This is a genomic window from Actinotalea ferrariae CF5-4, from assembly GCF_000603945.1.
GTDB lineage: Bacteria > Actinomycetota > Actinomycetes > Actinomycetales > Cellulomonadaceae > Actinotalea > Actinotalea ferrariae.
This window is the reverse complement of the sequence record NZ_AXCW01000096.1, coordinates 1-17,057: the sequence shown is the minus strand read 5'-3', so window position 1 is coordinate 17,057 and position 17,057 is coordinate 1. Positions and strand designations below refer to the sequence as shown.

17 protein-coding genes are annotated in these 17,057 nt (G+C 72.5%); 8 read left to right on the top strand and 9 right to left on the bottom strand.

The features are described 5' to 3' along the window. Positions 1 to 676: class II aldolase/adducin family protein (locus N866_RS10275; RefSeq protein ID WP_034226039.1), on the bottom strand; the 676-nt coding region annotated here is incomplete at its 3' end. A gap of 77 nt (positions 677 to 753) precedes the next feature. Further along, on the bottom strand, positions 754 to 1,470 hold the full coding sequence (locus tag N866_RS10270) for a GntR family transcriptional regulator (protein ID WP_034226037.1): 717 nt from the start codon (positions 1,468 to 1,470) through the stop codon (positions 754 to 756). A 149-nt stretch (positions 1,471 to 1,619) separates the two neighbouring features. Here N866_RS10270 and mtnA point away from each other — a divergent pair, with 149 nt between their 5' ends. From mtnA to N866_RS10235, 7 genes are all read left to right on the top strand, one after another. Continuing rightward, a complete protein-coding gene (mtnA, locus tag N866_RS10265) occupies positions 1,620 to 2,657 on the top strand; it encodes an S-methyl-5-thioribose-1-phosphate isomerase (RefSeq protein ID WP_034226035.1) in 1,038 nt (345 codons plus the stop codon). A gap of 46 nt (positions 2,658 to 2,703) precedes the next feature. Next, complete coding sequence (locus tag N866_RS10260; RefSeq protein ID WP_155855291.1) at positions 2,704 to 3,816, top strand: substrate-binding domain-containing protein; 1,113 nt, start codon at positions 2,704 to 2,706, stop codon at positions 3,814 to 3,816. A gap of 99 nt (positions 3,817 to 3,915) precedes the next feature. After that, positions 3,916 to 5,460, top strand: a complete 1,545-nt coding sequence (locus N866_RS10255; protein ID WP_034226031.1) for a sugar ABC transporter ATP-binding protein — start codon at positions 3,916 to 3,918, stop codon at positions 5,458 to 5,460. A 2-nt stretch (positions 5,461 to 5,462) separates the two neighbouring features. Further along, the gene (locus N866_RS10250; RefSeq protein WP_245612516.1) at positions 5,463 to 6,491 is read left to right on the top strand and encodes an ABC transporter permease; all 1,029 of its coding nucleotides are present in this window, start codon (positions 5,463 to 5,465) and stop codon (positions 6,489 to 6,491) included. A gap of 24 nt (positions 6,492 to 6,515) precedes the next feature. Continuing rightward, a complete protein-coding gene (gene mtnK, locus N866_RS10245) occupies positions 6,516 to 7,745 on the top strand; it encodes an S-methyl-5-thioribose kinase (protein ID WP_052022847.1) in 1,230 nt (409 codons plus the stop codon). 9 nt (positions 7,746 to 7,754) lie between these two features. After that, positions 7,755 to 8,174 carry an RbsD/FucU family protein gene (locus tag N866_RS10240; protein WP_034226029.1) on the top strand — a complete coding sequence of 140 codons (420 nt, stop codon included), beginning with the start codon at positions 7,755 to 7,757 and terminating at the stop codon, positions 8,172 to 8,174. 144 nt (positions 8,175 to 8,318) lie between these two features. After that, on the top strand, positions 8,319 to 8,828 hold the full coding sequence (locus tag N866_RS10235; protein WP_052022844.1) for a septum formation family protein: 510 nt from the start codon (positions 8,319 to 8,321) through the stop codon (positions 8,826 to 8,828). 7 nt (positions 8,829 to 8,835) lie between these two features. Here N866_RS10235 and N866_RS10230 read toward each other — a convergent pair whose 3' ends face one another. From N866_RS10230 to arfA, 7 genes are all read right to left on the bottom strand, one after another. Further along, entirely contained in the window at positions 8,836 to 9,855 is a 1,020-nt protein-coding gene (locus N866_RS10230) for an alpha/beta hydrolase (protein WP_034226026.1), read from the bottom strand. A gap of 54 nt (positions 9,856 to 9,909) precedes the next feature. Next, the gene (locus tag N866_RS10225) at positions 9,910 to 10,314 is read right to left on the bottom strand and encodes a universal stress protein (RefSeq protein WP_034226024.1); all 405 of its coding nucleotides are present in this window, start codon (positions 10,312 to 10,314) and stop codon (positions 9,910 to 9,912) included. A 62-nt stretch (positions 10,315 to 10,376) separates the two neighbouring features. Beyond that, positions 10,377 to 11,402, bottom strand: a complete 1,026-nt coding sequence (locus N866_RS10220) for a LacI family DNA-binding transcriptional regulator (RefSeq protein ID WP_034226022.1) — start codon at positions 11,400 to 11,402, stop codon at positions 10,377 to 10,379. Positions 11,403 to 11,511: 109 nt separating this feature from the next. Further along, complete coding sequence (locus tag N866_RS10215; RefSeq protein WP_155855290.1) at positions 11,512 to 12,879, bottom strand: extracellular solute-binding protein; 1,368 nt, start codon at positions 12,877 to 12,879, stop codon at positions 11,512 to 11,514. Positions 12,880 to 12,935: 56 nt separating this feature from the next. Further along, positions 12,936 to 13,826, bottom strand: a complete 891-nt coding sequence (locus N866_RS10210; RefSeq protein WP_081802541.1) for a carbohydrate ABC transporter permease — start codon at positions 13,824 to 13,826, stop codon at positions 12,936 to 12,938. A gap of 2 nt (positions 13,827 to 13,828) precedes the next feature. Beyond that, positions 13,829 to 14,965, bottom strand: coding sequence for a carbohydrate ABC transporter permease (locus tag N866_RS10205; protein ID WP_081802540.1), 1,137 nt, complete (start codon positions 14,963 to 14,965; stop codon positions 13,829 to 13,831). A gap of 74 nt (positions 14,966 to 15,039) precedes the next feature. Beyond that, on the bottom strand, positions 15,040 to 16,557 hold the full coding sequence (gene arfA / locus N866_RS10200) for an arabinosylfuranosidase ArfA (protein ID WP_034226020.1): 1,518 nt from the start codon (positions 16,555 to 16,557) through the stop codon (positions 15,040 to 15,042). Between the two features lie 304 nt (positions 16,558 to 16,861). Between arfA and N866_RS10195 the strand changes: the two genes are divergently transcribed. Further along, the coding region (locus N866_RS10195; protein ID WP_034226017.1) for a Clp protease N-terminal domain-containing protein at positions 16,862 to 17,057 on the top strand (196 nt) is incomplete at its 3' end.

Sequence of the window (17,057 nt, the reverse complement as noted above, 5' to 3'; positions counted from 1 at the left end):
CCGGCACCGGGACGGGGGCCGGGGCGGGCGTCGCGACCGCCGGGAGGGCGGCGCGCGCGTCCGCCAGCACGGACCGGTGCCGGTCCAGGGCCTCCCGGGGGTCCGCGCCCACGGTGAAGAGGCCGTGCTGGAGGACCACGAGCCCCTCGGTGCCCTGGTGCGCCTGGTCGGCCCAGGCCCGCGCGCAGGCGGCGACGAGGTCGGGTCCCGGCATGGCGTAGTCGACGACGACGAGCCGGTCGCCGTAGAGGTCCCGGATGCGCTGCTCGCCGTCGACGCTGTCCATGAGGGCCAGGAGGGCGTCGGCGTGGGAGTGCAGCACCGCCGTGTGCGGGAGGAGGGCGTGCACGAGGGTCTCGACGGACGGGTCCGGCGCGTGCGGGTCGAGCAGCGCGCAGCGCAGCTCGTCGGCGAGCCGGAGGTCCGGCACGACGACGGGGGGGAGGAGCTCGCGGAGCCGGTCGAGCCGCAGGGGGGCGAAGCCGTCGCGACCGATCGAGGCGAGGTCGTGCCCGCTGCCCTTGACGTGCAGCACGGGGACCTCACGGCCCGTGAGGTCCGTCCAGGTCGACTTCACCGAGGTGTTGCCGCCCCCGTGCAGGACGACCGCGGGGTCGGCCGCCAGGGCTCGGGACGCCTCGACCAGCATGTCGAGCATCGGGTCGTCGTCGCGCACGCTCGGTCCTCCTTGACAACATGAGCGGTGTTGTCGGACAACCTAGCAGGCTCGGGCGGCCGGTCAAGCGCCGGTCGTCACCCGCGGCGCACGATGGTGAACGCGTACCGGCCCTCGATGAAGTACGTGCGCGAGAAGAGGAGGAGCCGGTCCGTCGCGTCGTAGTGCAGCTGGTTCAGCAGCACGAAGAGGTGGTGGTGCGCCGCCTCGGGCCCCCAGCCGACGTGGTTGGAGGTGACCGCGTGCAGCTCCGTGATCCCGTGGTCGGGGAAGATGTTCAGCCGGGTCCGCAGGAAGTGGAAGATCGACCCCTCCATCTCCGTGGGGTCGAAGCCGGCGGGCAGGAGCGACGTCGGCATGAGGTCGTAGGAGTAGGCCACCACCTCGCCGTCGGCGAGGATCGTGCGGCGCAGCTCCAGTGCCTCGGTGTCGCCCGGGACACCCATCTGTGCGGCCTCCTCCGGGAGGACGGGCCTGACCACACGGCTGGCGTAGACCATCCCGGGCTCGCGCCCGGTGGCCCGGATCGAGTCGGTGATGGAGTCCATCCGCTCGAGCCCGGCCCGGATCGCCGGCTTGTCGACCACGAACGTGCCGACGCCGTGCTGCGTGCGCACGAGCCCGAGGGCCTCGAGCTCCCGCAGGGCGGCGCGCACGGTCGGCCGGGACACGCCGAAGTGCTCGCCCAGCCGGCTCTCCGTGGGGAGCTTGGACCCGGGCGGGTACTGGCCCGCGGCGAGCTCCCCGCGCAGCTCCTCCGAGATCCGTGCGACGAGCGTGCCCGTGCGCGGCATGGCACCTCCTGGTGATCGCTCCTGGCGCGCCCACGATAGGGCACCAGCACCTCAGAGGTAACAACTTGGCGACATCTTGTTGACAACTCAGGACCTTCTGCCTAGCGTTCCCCGCAAGTTGTCGGACAACGACGTTCGAAGGATCAACCATGGTGCGTGCGATCGAGTGGCGGGACACCCCCCGCCCCATGATCCGGCTGATCGACCAGACCCTCCTGCCCCTGGAGGAGCGGTACCTCGAGGTGACCCGGGTCGACGACCTCGTCGCCGCCATCGCCTCCCTCGCCGTCCGCGGCGCGCCGGCCCTGGGCGCCGCGGGTGCCCTCGGGGTGGTCCTCGCGATGCACCAGGGCGCCGAGGAGGGCTGGTCGGACCTGAAGCTGCAGGCCGAGATCGAGCGCATCCGCGTGGCCCGCCCGACCGCGGTCAACCTCGCCTGGGGCGTGGACCGCGTCCGGGGCGCCGTCGGCGCGGGTGTCGCCGCGGTGCTCGGGCTGGCGCGCGGGCTCGTCGCCGAGGACGAGGCCGCGAACCGGCACCTGTCCCGCCTCGGCGCGGACTGGATCCTCGCCCGGACGGGCCGCGAGCAGGTCCGCGTCGTGACCCACTGCAACACCGGCGCGCTCGCGACCACCGCGTGGGGGACGGCCTACGGGATCATCCACGAGCTGCACGACCGCGGGAACCTCGGCCTGGTGTACGCCGACGAGACGCGCCCGTTGCTGCAGGGTGCCCGCCTGACGAGCTGGGAGCTGCACAAGGACGGGATCCCCCACGTCGTGGAGGCCGACGGCGCCGCCGCGAGCACGATCCTGCGCGGCCTGGTCGACGTCGCCATCATCGGCGCGGACCGCATCACGGCCAATGGCGACACCGCCAACAAGGTCGGCTCCGTGGCGCTCGCCCTGGCCTGCGCCCGCGCGGGCATCCCCTTCGTCGTCGCCGCCCCCTCGTCCACGGTCGACATGACCACCAAAACGGGCGACCACATCGTCATCGAGGAGCGTGACGGCGACGAGGTCGTCACGCTCGGCGGCCGGCGCCTGGCGCCCGAGGGCGTCCGCGGGTTCAACCCCGCCTTCGACGTCACCCCCCACGACCTCATCGCGGCGATCGTCACCGAGAAGGGGATCGTCGAGCCGGCGACCGCGCCGGACCCCGAGCTCCTCGCAGCCGTAGCCGGCTGACGAGCAGGACGCAGCCGCCTGGCTGCACAAGATGGAGAGGAACACCATGAGGATCAGCACGAGCCTGGCGGCAGGTGTTGCCGGTGTGCTGCTCCTGGCCGGTTGCAGCCAGGGCACCACCGACGAGGAGACCGAGCCCGCAGCCCCCGCGGCGTCGGAGGAGGAGGCCGAGGTCGAGGAGACCACGGCCGACGCCCCCGCACCGTTCGACCAGGACGGTGTCAAGGTCGCCATCGTCCAGCAGAGCGGTCAGGGCGACTACTTCCAGCAGTACCTCAACGGCACCAAGCAGCAGGCCGAGGCCCTCGGCATCGAGCTCTCGGTGTACGACGCGCAGGGTGACAACGCCACCCAGGCGACCCAGCTCGACCAGGCCATCGCCTCGGGCGTGGACGGCATCATCGTGCGCCACGGCTTCCCCGACACCCTCTGCCCCGGTGTGAACCGGGCGATCGACGAGGGCATCAAGGTCATCATCTACGACGTCGAGATCCAGCAGTGCGCCCCCGACGCCGTCCAGACGCAGCAGTCGGACGTCGACATGGCCGGTCTGGTGCTCGAGAAGATGGCCGAGGACATCGGCCCCGACGTCAACGTCGGCTACGTCAACGTCGCCGGCATCGCCCCGCTCGACCGCCGCGACACCGTGTGGCGCGAGTACGTCGAGGAGAACGGCTGGAACCAGCTCTTCTACACGGGCACCTTCACGAACTCGACGGCGACGGACACCGCGCCGCTCGTCGACAACGCCCTGAAGTCCAACCCGGACGTCGTGGCGATCTACGCGCCGTACGACGAGCTGACCAAGGGCACGCTCTCGGCGCTCGAGCAGAACCCGAACCTCAAGGGCAAGGTGCTCGTCTACGGCGCCGACATCTCCACGGCCGACATCGAGCTCATGGTCGCCGAGGGCAGCCCGTGGGTGGCCACCGGTGCGACGGACCCGAACGCCATCGGCGCCGTCGTCGTCCGGACGCTCGCCCTGCACATGGCGGGTGAGCTCGAGGAGATGAAGGTGGAGTTCCCGCCGATCCTCGTCACGCAGGACTTCCTGCGGGAGAACAATGTCCGCAACATGGACGACCTCCGAGCGGCGGAGCCGGCGCTCAACATCTCCGACGTGTCGGCGGCGGACTGGATCCCGTCCGTCACCTTCTGACACACCTCCCGGGTGAGGGGCTGCCCCCTGGCCCCTCACCCGGGACCACCCCGCTCCGGCCGACGTCGTCCGGAGCCCTGCGAGGAGGAGGCACGGCGCGTGCTCGACGAGACACCGTCAGCGCCGGACGCGGCGGGCGCGACCCCCGCCCTGGAGCTCGAGGACATCACCATGTCCTTCGGGGCGAACCAGGTGCTCAAGGGCGTGACGCTGGCCCTGCTGCCCGGCCGCGTCACGGCGCTGCTCGGGGCGAACGGCGCCGGCAAGTCGACCCTCATCAAGGTCCTGTCGGGGGTCTACCCCGACCACGGCGGCACGATCCGCATCGACGGCGAGGCCGTCGCCATGGAGTCGCCGATGGCGGCCGCGCGGCACGGCATCCAGACCGTGCACCAGCGCATCGACGAGACGATCGTCCCCGGTCTGTCCGTCGCGGAGAACCTCGTGTTCGAGGAGATCATCCGCGGGGAGATCCCCGCCGTGCGCTCGCTGCGCCGCCTGCTCCCGCGGGCCCGGGAGATCGCCGCCACCCTCGACCTCGGCTGGTCCGACGACGTCCTGACCAAGGACGTCTTCGAGCTCGGCATCGCCGACTCCCAGCTCCTGCTGCTCGCCCGCGCCCTGAGCCAGCAGCCCAAGGTGCTCGTGCTCGACGAGCCCACGTCGACCCTCTCCCAGAGCGAGGCCGACCGGCTGTTCGCCCTGGTCCGACGCCTGCGCGACGAGGGCGTGGCCGTCCTGTACGTGTCGCACCGCCTCAGCGAGATCAGCTCGCTGGCGGACGAGCTCGTGGTCCTGCGCGACGGCCGGATCCGGAACCGGCAGGAGGCGCCGCTCGACATGGCGGCCGCCGTCCGGTCGATGCTCGGCGACACCGTGCTGGCCGAGACCGCGGGCCGGACGGAGATGCGCGGCACCCGGGTCGCGGTCGAGGTGCGCGGCGTGCAGCTGCTGCACCGGTCCGCCCCCGTGGACGTGGACCTCCGCTACGGCGAGGTCACGGGCGTCGTCGGCCTCATCGGGGCCGGGAAGTCCGAGCTGGCCCGCGGCATCTTCGGGGCCGACCGCCTGCGCTGCGGCTCGCTGCGGCTCGACGGCGAGGACTACCGTCCGCGACGCACGGCCGACGCCGTCCGCCGCGGGGTGTACCTCGTCCCCGAGGACCGCGCGGCCGAGGCGATGCTGCCCGGCTGGACGATCGCCACGACGTCGACGCTGCCCTTCCTCAGGGGCGTGACGCGCAGCGGCATCCTGCGGCCCGGCCGGGAGCGCGGGGTCGCCGAGGCCGTCATCACGGACTTCGGGGTCGTGGCCACGGGTCCGGACCAGAACGTCGACGCCCTGTCGGGCGGGAACCAGCAGAAGGTCGTCGTCGGCCGGTGGATGCACGCCGGGCCGCGCGTGCTGCTGCTCGACGAGCCGTTCCGCGGGGTGGACATCGGGGCGCGCGGGGACATCTCCCGCCGTGCCCGCGAGCAGGCCGCCGCCGGCGCCTGCGTGGTGGTCCTGTCGAGCGACGTGGACGAGATCCGCGAGATCGCCGACCGGGTCCTCGTCATGGTCGAGGGCGAGCTCCGGCTCGACGCCTACACGACCGAGGTCGACAACGACGCAATCGTCGCGAGCATGTCGGAGGTGGCTTGACCGTGCCTGAAGCCCTGCGTTCCCCCGAGACCGTCGGCCGTGTGCGCGACGCCCTCGTCAAGTACGGCTTCATCGCCGTCACGGTGGTGCTGTTCGTGTTCTTCGCCGCGACGGAACCGGCGTTCGCGCAGTCCTCCACGATGTTCTCGATGCTGAAGTTCGCGTCCGTCACCGCGATCCTCGGCCTCGGGGTGACCTTCACGATGGTCGTCGGCGGGCTCGACCTGTCCATCGGCGCGACGGCGGGCCTGGCGGTCCAGCTGGCGGCGATGACGATGGTCTTCTACAACCTCACCGGACCGACGGCGGTCGCCGCCGTGCTGCTGGGGGGCGTGCTCGTCGGGCTCGCGAACGCGGTGCTCATCGTGGTCTTCAAGATCCCCGACCTCCTCGCGACCCTCGGGATGATGTTCGTCATCCAGGGCGCGAAGCTCATCCCCGTGAGCGGCCAGTCCGTCTCCAGCGGCATGGTGCTGCGCGACGGCAGCGTCGCGCCCGGCCGGTTCACCCCCGACTTCCTGCTCATCGACCGCGGCTTCGTGGGCCCCGTCCCGCTGCCGGTGGTCATCATGCTCGTCCTCGTCGTCGTCTCCTGGTTCGTGCTCAGCCGGACGTCGGCGGGCCGCATCCTCTACGCGATCGGCGCGAACCCCGAGGCCGCGCGCCTCGCCGGGGTCCGGGTCGGCCTCTACCGGGGCCTGGCGTACGTCATCTCCGGGCTCTTCGCCTCGGTCGGCGGCCTCATCCTCGTGTCGCGCATCGGTCAGGGCGACGTCAACGCCGGGGCCTCGAGCCTGCTGGAGGCCGTGGCCGTCGCCCTCGTCGGGACCTCCGTGCTGGGCCTCGCGCGGCCCAACGCGTGGGGCACGCTGCTCGGCGCCCTGCTCGTGGCGATCGTCCTCACCGGTCTGACGATGAAGGGCTTCCAGTACTACCACCAGGACACGGCCAAGGGCTTCGTCCTGATCGTCGCGCTGCTGTTCTCGTTCACGCTGTCCCGCCGCAAGGTCCGCTACACGCCGGCCACCTGACCGGCTCCGCTGGAGGTACGCACCATGAGTGCTGACTACGAGTTCCTCACCGTCGACACGGTCGCCGACTACGTCCGCAGCCGTCCCGCGCTCGCCGGGACGGTGGACCCCGACCGGCTCGCCTCCGTGGAGGAGATCGGCGACGGGAACCTCAACCTCGTCTTCCTGCTCAAGGACGAGCAGGGCCGGGGGCTGGTGCTCAAGCAGGCCCTGCCGTACGTCCGCATGGTCGGCGAGGGATGGCCCATGACGCCCGAGCGGGCGCGCTTCGAGGTCGACTCGCTCCGGGCGCACCACGCGCTCGTGCCGGAGCACGTCGTCGAGGTCCACGACTTCGACGAGCCGCGGCACATCATCGCGATGGAGGACCTCAGCGACCACCGGGTGTGGCGGCACGCCCTCAACGAGGGCCTCGTTCACGACGGCGCCGCGGCCGCGATGGGCCGGTACGTCGCCGCCCTGGCGTTCGGCACGTCCCTGTTCGCCCTGGACCGGGAGGAGCTGGCGCGCCGGCTGGCGGCGTCGGTGAACCCGCAGCTGTGCCTCATCACCGAGGACCTGGTGTTCACGGAGCCCTCGGTCGACGCCGGCCGGAACAGCGTCCTCCCGGCGAACGAGCAGGACGCCGCCGACCTCGCGGCCGACGAGGTCTTCGTCACCGCCATGGGCCGGGCCAAGTGGACCTTCATGACGCACGCCGAGGCGCTCATCCACGGTGACCTGCACACCGGCTCGGTCATGGTCCGAGCCGGCGACGGCACCACCGACTGCGACAGCGTCAAGGCGTTCGACTCCGAGTTCGCCTTCTACGGGCCGGTCGCCTTCGACCTCGGTGCGCTGTGGGCCAACTACGTCATCGCGGCCGCGCGCGCGTTCGCGCTCGGGGAGGACGACCGTGCGGCGTGGGCGCTCGGGCTCCCGGCGCAGACGTGGGACGCGTTCGAGACCGAGTTCCGCCGCCGCTGGCCGGACCGGGTCGACGGCCGGGTGTGGCGCGAGCCGTTCCTGGAGGAGCTCCTCACCCGGTGGCGCGAGGAGACATGGCTCTTCGCGGCGGCCAAGATGTCCCGGCGGATCGTGGGCGCGGCCAAGACGAAGGACATCGAGACGCTCCCGGAGGACCTGCGCGAGGGCGCGGCACGCGGGGTGCTGCGGACGGCGCGGCAGGCCGTGCGGTCCGCGGCGGCCGACGCCTCCCCGGCGGCGTTCGCCACGATGGCCGGGGACCTGCTCCGGTCCACCCGGACCGTCTGAGGAGGCGCCGTGCTCAAGGGCGTCGACCCGCTGCTCACCCCGGAGCTGCTGGCTGTCCTGGCGGAGATGGGGCACGGGGACCGGCTCGTCGTGGCCGACCGCAACTTCCCCGCCCACTCGTGCGGGGCGCGCGTCGTGGACCTGCCCGGTGCGGACGGCGACGCGGTGCTGCGGGCGGTCCTGGGCGTCCTCCCGGTGGACACGTTCCAGGACCCGCCCGCCTGGCACATGCGGCCCGACGACGGCTCGCGGGCGCCGTCGTGGGAGCCGGTCCGCGAGGCCCTGCGGGTCGCGGAGGGGCGCGACGTGGCGGTCGGCGAGGTCCCCCGGCCGGAGTTCTACGACCTGGCGCGGGCCGCGTACTGCGTCGTCCGGACCGGTGACTCCCGTCCGTACGCGTGCTTCGCGGTCGCCAAGGGTGTCCTCTGACCGTCGGGCGGGGAGCCGTTGCGCCGTCCGGGTGAGGTGTGCCCGACACGCCGGAACGGATGCCCCGGACGGCGCGACGGTGACCGGTGCCGCTGGGGGAACGGCCTCCTCGGACTGCTCGCTCCGACACCCCGAGGACCCCTCATGCGCCACTCCCGCTCCGTCCCCGTCGCCCTCCCGCTCGGCCTGGGCGCCGCGCTCGTGCTCTCCGGCTGCTCGCTCCTCGGGCCCGCGGACGCGGTCCGCGACGAGGAGTCGGGCGAGATCACGCAGGCCGCCGAGGCCAACGCCTTCTCCGTGCGGGTCGGCGACTGCCTCACGCTGCTCGGCAGCGCGGCCGAGGACGCCGCCGAGGTCGAGTCCCTGCCCACCGTGCCGTGCGGCGAGGCGCACGACAGCGAGGTCTACGCCTCGCAGCTCATGACGGACGCCGAGTACCCCGGCGAGGAGGCCGCCGCGCTCGCCGCCGACGAGTTCTGCTACGCCGAGTTCCCGGGCTTCGTCGGTACCTCCTACGAGGAGTCCGTGCTGGACTTCACCACGCTGTACCCGACCGCCCAGAGCTGGGACATGCTCGACGACCGCGAGGTGCTGTGCATGGTCATCGACGGCGAGGGCGGCGTGACCGGCTCGCTCAAGGGTGTCGCGCGCTGAGCGGGTCTCAGGGCACGCGCCGCTGGACCCAGTCGCGGACGGCCTCGAGGTAGGCCGTCCGCGCCGGCTCGGGGGACAGCGCCAGGTCGTGCACCCCGCCGGGGACCCGCACGACCGTGACGTCCGCACCCAGGCGCGGGGCGCGCTGCCACATGTGCTCCACGGCCAGCACCGAGTCGGTCCGGTCCAGGGCGTCGTGGACGCCCTTCGCCGGACCGCTCGCGTCGGACGTGCACACGAGCACCGGGACGTCGACGTCCAGCCCGCGGGCGACCGTCGCGTGCGCGCGCCGGACGGAGCGGAGCCACGCCGCGCGGGCACCGAAGCCCTCGTGCGGCTTCCAGGTCAGGTCGTACTGCCACGCGCCGCCCTCCTCGTGGGCCAGCCACTGCCCGTAGGCGGGGCTCAGGCTCCCGACGACGGCGGTCGGCGCGACCCGGGCGACCACGAGGTCGACCAGGTGCGTGGTGACCACCCGGTCGAACCAGGGCCGGTTGAGGTCCAGCCAGGGGGAGTTGAGGACGAGCGCGTCCATCGGCCGGTCCGCGCGTCCGCGCCGCCCGTCGGCCCACAGCGCCGCCACGAGCCCGCCGGTCGAGTGCCCGTTGACGACGACGACGTCGTGGCCGTCCTCCTCGCGGAGGATGCGCGCCGCCCGGTCGAGCTCCTCGGTGAACGCCGCGAGCCGCGGGGTGTAGTTCGCCAGGCGCCCCTCGCGGATCGACCGGCCGTGGTCCCGCAGGTCGATCGCGTAGAAGTCGTACCCGGCCTCCGCCCACGCGTCGGCGAGGTGGGTCTGGAAGAAGTAGTCGACATAGCCGTGGACGTACAGGACCGCGCGCCGGCGCACCCCGGCCTGCTCCGGGGCCGCGTCGGACGGCCCGTCGGGCAGCACCGACCCGGCCCGCCGGACCAGGGTCGCGACGGCGCCGTCCCCCTGCTCGTCGGGCGTCAGCGTCAGCGTGCGGGCCTGCCAGCCCGCGCCGAGGACGTCGGGCTGCCAGCTCTCGCGCTCCGGTGCGGCCATGCGCCGATCATGTCAGGGGTGACCTGAGCCGGCGCGGAGACGGGCCGGGTCGCCTCAGCGCTCCTTCTTCGCCGCCTTGACGGCGATGACCGGGCACGTCGCCTCGAGCAGGATCCGCTGGGAGTTGCTGCCCAGCAGGAGCTTGCCCACCGGGGTGCGGTGGCGCACGCCGATGACGATGCCCCGGACGTCGAGCTCCTTGGCCAGCCCGAGGATCTCCTCGGCCGGGTCCTTGCCGCGGACGAGCTGCCGCAGGCTGTAGCGGATGCCCTCGCCCTCGAGCCGGGCGCGGACGGCGTCCAGCTCGGTGTCGGTCGCGAACGTGGTGTCCGGCGGGTCCGACCGCGACGACACGTTGACGACGAGCAGCTCGTCACCGTGGTTGTGCGCCTCCTTGAGGGAGTGCTCCAGCGCTGCCTCGCCCTCGGGCGTGGGCGTGTACCCGACGATGATCGTCACGACGCTTCTTCTCCTCGTCCCGGCGGGTCCCCGTCGACCCGGCCGACCACCAGGATCGCAGGTCACGAGCCCGATCTGCCAGGGCCACCCGTGCTACCGCGCACGACCAGCGCGAAGTCGGCGACGTCGTCCACCGGGACGCCGACGTCGCGCCCGCCGATCCGGGCGACGAGGAGGTCCACGGCCCGGGACGCGATGCCCGCCATGTCGGGTGCGACCGTCGTGAGGGTCGGCACGGAGAAGGCGCCGTCCTCGATGCCGTCGATCCCGACGACGGCCACGTCCTCCGGGCACCGCAGGCCGTGGTCGGCGAGGGCGCGGATCGCACCCAGCGCCAGGAGGTCGTTGAAGCAGAAGAGCGCGTCCGGACGTGCGTCGGACCGCACCAGGTGGACGACGGCGTCGTAGCCGTCCTGGCGCGTGAACCACGGGGTGGCGACGACGAGGGAGTCGTCGCGGGCGACCCCCGCCCCGGCCAGCGCCTGGTGGTAGCCGTCGAGGCGGAGGTCGGCCATGCGGCTGTCGTGCTCCGGCCGCGCGCCGACGGCCGCGACCCGCCGCCGGCCCAGGTGGAGCAGGTGGGCGGTCGCCTCGCGGGCGGCCCGGACGTTGTCGATGGCGATGTGGTCGAGGGGCTCGTCGTACGTGCGCTCGCCGAGCAGCACCACCGGGACGGAGCGGCTCGGGCCGGTGAGGTCCTCCGCCTCCGCGGTCAGCGGGCTCAGGATCAGCCCGTCGATCGTGCTCGACCGGGACCCGGTCAGGAAGAGGACCTCGCGCTCGCGGTCCCCGTCGGTCTCCTCGATGAGGAGGGTGAGGTCGTGCCCCTGGGCGGCGCGCATCATGTACCCGGCCAGCTCGGCGAAGTACGGCACCGAGAGGTCCGGCACGGCGAGCGCGATCATCCCGGTGCGGCCGCCGCGGAGGAACCGCGCGGTCATGTTCGGCCGGTAGCCGAGGTCGGCGATGGCCTGCTGCACCCGCTCGCGGACCGCGGGGCGGACGTGGGGGAAGTCGTTGACGACGTTGGACACCGTGCGGACCGACACCCCGGCACGCTCCGCGACGTCCTGGAGCCGTACTGCCATGGCGTCATGTCCTCTCGCAAGGGCGTCCGCCGAGTCTAGGCGGCGAGCCCGGGCCCGACGGGGTCGGCCCTCCGTCCTGCGAGGGGAGCGCAGGACGGAGGGCCGGGCTTCAGTCGAGCTGGGAGGCGACCTGCGACTGGGCCGCGGCGAGCGCGTCCTCGACGGAGGCGCCCGTCAGCCAGACGGTCTCCAGCGCCCGGGCGAGGGCGTCCTCGGCCCCCTGCCAGCCGTCGACCTGCGGCACGAGGCTCGCGAACTCGGCGGTCGTGGCGTACCCCGCGCGCTGGTCGGCCTGCTGGTAGAAGTCGCTCTCGAGCACCGACGTCAGCGGGGACAGGTGGCCGGTGTTGAGCGCCCACGCCTCGTTGTTCTCGAGCATGAACGCGGCGTACTCCAGCGCGGCCCGGTAGCGGGCCGGGTCGGCGTCCTCCTGCGCCGGCACGACCCAGGTGTGGGAGTTCGCCCACACGCCGGGCTGGTCGTACAGCGTCGGGAAGTCGAGCGCCCGGTAGTCGAAGCTCGCGGAGCGGGAGTACTCGTTGACCACCCAGGTGCCGTTCACGAGCATGCCGACCTCGCCGTTGAGCCACGCCTGCTGGGAGGAGTCGTAGGTCTGCTCCGGCTGCGCGATCCCCCGGGAGTAGAGGTCCGCGATGACGCCCAGGGCCTCGCGCCCGGCCTCCGTGTCGACGGTCGCCTCGCCCTCGTCGGAGATGACGGTCTCGCCCTGCTGCGCGACGAGCGTCCAGAACATGCGGAAGGGGATGTTGAAGTCGTTCGCCCAGGCGATGTACTGCCGGCCCGTCGCCTGCTCGAACTGCTCGGCGTGCTCGACGAGCTCCTCCGGGCTCGTCGGCAGGACCGCCTCGCCCTCGGCCGTGACCAGGCCGGCCTCCGCGAGGAGGTCCATGTTGAGGTGGACGAGGTTGCCGTGGAGGTCGTGCGGGACGCCGTGCACGGCACCCTGGCCGTCGGTCACGCCGGCGAGGGCAGGCTCGGTGAGGTCGGCGGTGTCGATGCCGGCCGCCTCGAGGCTGTCGTCGAGCGGCAGGAGGAGGCCGCGGCCGGCGTAGTCGGGGATGTTCGCGGCGTGCATGAAGAGGATGTCCGGCGCGGTGTCGGCCGCGAACGCGGAGTTGACCGCGTCGTAGTAGACGGACCACTCCGAGCCGGCCTCCCGGTTCACCGTGATGCCCCAGGGGTTCTCCGCGTTGAACTTGTTGTTGAGGATGCGCATGGTCTCGCACTCGGTGGTGCCGACCGTCGGGTCGGTCTCGTCGCCGACGGCGTCCACGCAGTCGCCGAAGAAGTCGCCGACCGTGATGGTGAGGCCCTCGAGGTCGTCGTCGGTCACGGCGGCGAGGTCGGCCGTCTCCGCCGAGCCGGCGGCCGCGCCGCCGCAGGCGCTGAGGGTGAGGGCGGCCACGGACAGCGCGGACCAGCGCAGGAGCGCGGGTCGGGTGAGCGGGCGGGTCATGGTGATCTCCTTCGATCGGGTGGGGGTGGGGGCGGGGGAGAGGATCGGGTCGGGGGTCACTTCTCACCGCTGCCCAGGGCGATGCCCCGGACGAGGTGACGCTGGAAGAGCAGGAAGACGACGACGAGGGGCAGGCTGCCGAGGACGCCGCGGGCCATGAGGTCGCCGAGGCTGCGCGCGGCCTCGAAGGAGGCCTGCTGCTGGGCCAGCCCCACGGTGAGCGTGTAGAACTGCGGGTTCGTGCCGACGACCAGCGGCCAGAGGTAGTCGTTCCAGGACTGGACGAACGCGAAGATCGCGAGCGCGGCCATGGCGGGCTTGGCCAGCGGCAGCATGATCTGGAAGAACGTGCGCCAGTGGCCGGCGCCGTCGAGCCGGGCGGCCTCCTCCATCTCGGCCGGGACCGCCTTGAAGAACTGGGTCATGATGAAGACGCCGAGCGGCAGGGCGATGCGCGGCATGGACAGCGCCTGGTAGCTGTTGAGCTGGTCCGTCGTCGCGAACATCAGGTAGAGCGGGATGAACATCGCCTCGCGCGGGACCATGAGGCCGGCCAGCGTCAGCACGAACAGGGGCTTCTTGAACCGGAAGTGCAGCCGGCCGAAGGCGTACCCGGCGAGCGCCGACGTCAGCACGGTGCCCGCGGTCGTGATGCCCGTGACGACCACGCTGTTGAAGAACCAGCGCGGGATCAGGGACGTGCGCAGCTCGCCGACGACGTTGTCGAACGTCAGCCCCAGGGGGACCAGCGTCTGGCTGTTGCGCTGCAGGGCCTCGTTGTCGGACAGCGCGAGGACGGCCATCCAGAGCATCGGCAGGAGCCACAGCGCGACCGCGGTGCCCACCGCGACGTGGAAGGCGATCCGGGACCAGCGCCGACGGCGGCGCGGCGGGTCGGCCTGGGGCGCGGTGGCGGTGACCGGGGCCGGGGACGTCAGGACAGCCATGATCAGGACTCCTCTGACCGGAGCAGCTTCAGCTGCGCGAGGGAGACGACGAGGATGACGACGAGGAGCACGAGGGACAGGGCCGAGGCGTAGCCGAGGGCCGAGTCGCGGATCCCGGACTCGTAGACGTGCTGGATGAGCACGAGCGAGGAGTCGCCGGGGCCGCCGCGCGTCATGAGGTACACCTGGCCGAAGATCTGGAACGACGCGATGACCTGCGACACCACGACCAGCACCGTGACCCGCTTGAGGCCGGGGACGGTGATGTGGAGGAAGGAGTCCCACCGTCCGGCGCCGTCGAGGGACGCGGCCTCGTACAGCGACGGCTCGATGTCCTGCAGCCCGGCGAGGAAGAGGATCATCGTGAAGCCGACGGTCCACCAGACGGTGGTGAGGATGACCGCGGGGAGCGCCGTCGTCGGCTCGTTGAGGTAGTCGACCGCGCCCAGGCCGAGCCGCTCCGTCAGCCAGGCGACGAGGCCCCGGTCGGGGTTGAGGAGGTAGATCCAGATGAGGGTCACCACCGAGACCGGCAGCACGTACGGCAGGAAGAAGGCCGTGCGGTAGAACGCCGAGCTGCGGCCCTTGCGGTTCACCAGGAGCGCCATCGCCAGGCCGCCGACGACGAGCAGCGGTGTGGCGACCACCGTGAACTCGACGGTGTGCCGCAGTGCGGCCCAGAAGCGCGGGTCGTTCCACTGCCCGCCCGGGCCGGGGTGGATCCCGAGGGCGAGGACGAGGAGCAGGAGGGGGGCCGCGGTCACGGCCGCCGTCCGCGCTCCGAGGCGCCCCCGCCGAGCCGCGAGCGCCAGGGTGACGACGACCGCGAGCAGCACGAGCCGCCAGGAGAGCATCGACGTGAGGGACCACGTGAGCCCCGTCCCGCCGAGCATCCGGACGTAGTTGTCCAGCCCGAAGTCCGTGGCGGACTGGGTGAGCAGGTCCCAGTCGAAGAGGCTCATCGCCACGGCCTGGAGCACCGGGTAGAGGATGAACGCCACGAACAGCAGGAGGAACGGCGCCAGGAAGACGGCGGCCGTCCTCGCCTCACGACGGCTGCTCGCGGACGTGCGTCGCCCGCCGGCCGGTGGCGCGGGGGGCGCCTGGGTGGCCGGGATGCTCTTCGTCGAGCTGACCATGTCGTCCTCCGGGTGAGGTGAGGTCGGGGTTCGGGGGTTCGGGCAGGAGGCCCCGGGTGTGCCGGGGCGGACGCTCAGCCGGCGCGGCCCGCCGGGCCGAGTCGCAGCACGTTCCAGGACAGCGGCGGCAGGGTGGCGCGGAGCTCGCCGTCGACGACGCGGGAGCCGTCGACCCGACGGGGGAGGACGGCCTCCGGGTGCTCCTCGGTGTTGGTGCGCCGGGGGTCGCCGTCGGCCGCGAGCGTCAGGTGCTCGACGAGCTCCAGGGGCCCCAGTCCGTGCAGCGCGCCGGTGAGCTCGAGGGGCTCGGTCAGTCCCCGGTTCACCGCGAGCACCGTGACATCGCCCGTCTCGGGGTCGTGCGTGGCCACGGCGTCCAGGACGGGCACGTCCCCGTAGGGCTCGGCGGCGTAGGTCGGCGACGCGACGGCGAGGCGCAGCACCTCGCCCCGGGCGAACCGGGCGGCGTGCGCGAAGGGGTGGAAGATCGTCTGCCGCCACGCCGACCCTCCGGGCTCGGTCCGGATCGGCGCGATGACGTTGGCCAGCTGTGCCTGGCACGCCACCGACACCCGGTCGGCGTGGCGGAGCAGGGTGATGAGGTACGTCCCGACGACGACGGCGGCGGCCACGTCGTAGGTGTCCTCGATGAGCCGGGGCTCGTCCTCCCAGGTCTGGGCCTCGGGGCCCGCGAACGCCCGCTGGAACCACACGTTCCACTCGTCGAAGGAGAGCTTGAGGCGCTTGCGGCTGCGCTTCTTCGCGGCGACGTGGTCGACGGTCGCGACCACCTCGTCGATGAAGGCGTCCATGTCCAGCGACGTCGCCAGGAAGCCGGCCAGGTCCTCGTCGTGCTCCTCGTAGTACGCGTGCAGCGAGAGGAGGTCGACCTGGTCGAAGCAGTGGTCCAGGACCGTCGCCTCCCAGCCGCCGAAGGTCGCCATGCTTCGCATGGAGCTCCCGCAGGCGACGAGCTCGATCGTCGGGTCCACGAGCCGCATGACCTTGGCCGTCTCGGCGGCCAGCCGGCCGTACTCGTCCGCCGTCTTCGCGCCGAGCTGCCACGGGCCGTCCATCTCGTTGCCCAGGCACCAGAGCCGGATCCCGAAGGGGTCCGGGCTGCCGTGGGCACGGCGCAGGTCGGACAGCCGGGTCCCGCCGGGGTGGTTGGCGTACTCCACGAGGTCGGCGGCCTCCTGCGGCCCGCGCGTGCCCAGGTTCACGGCCATCATCGGCTCGACCTGCGCCTTGCGGGCCCAGCCCAGGAACTCGTGCAGCCCGAAGGCGTTGCTCTCCACCGACCGCCACGCGAGGTCCAGGCGGCGGGGTCGGTCCTCGACAGGGCCGACGCCGTCCTCCCAGCGGTAGCCCGAGACGAAGTTCCCGCCCGGGTACCGGACCAGGGTCACGCCCATCTCCCGGGTCAGCTCGAGCACGTCCTCCCGCAGGCCCGCCTCGTCGGCCCGGGGGTGCCCGGGCTCGAACACGCCGGTGTGGACGCAGCGGCCCATGTGCTCCACGAAGGACCCGAACAGGCGCCGGTCGACGGTCCCGATCGTGAAGGCCGCATGGGCGGTGAAGGTGGCCTGCATGGCGAGTGGCTCCTTTGCCGGGTCGACGGCCGGGGGAGGAGAGCCCACCGAAGGGCGGGTCTGGCCGTGTGATCTTCCTACCCTTTACTTGCAACGTTGCAAAGCATCCGTTCCGACTGTCTCAGCACCTGAAATCGTCCGATGATCGACGTCCGTGGGTCCGCAGGCGGTGACGTGGTGACGTTCGCGCAGGTGGGGCAGGCTGTCGCTGCCCCTCGCGCAGACAGACTTGAGCGGAATAGACTCAACTTCGGCCCCGTTGCCCTGAGCAGTCCCGTCACGTGCCCCGCGGAGGAACCGTCCGATGGAGTCCAAGTTCACGACCAAGGCGCAGGAGGCCCTCGCCGCCGCCATCCAGTCGGCGTCCGGCGCCGGGCACCCGCAGATCGAGCCCGTCCACCTGCTCGAGGCGCTCCTGGCCGAGCCCCGGGGTGTCGCGGCCGGCCTGCTGGACGCCGTCGGCGCCGACCGTGCCGCCCTCGCCCGCCGCGTCGGCGCGG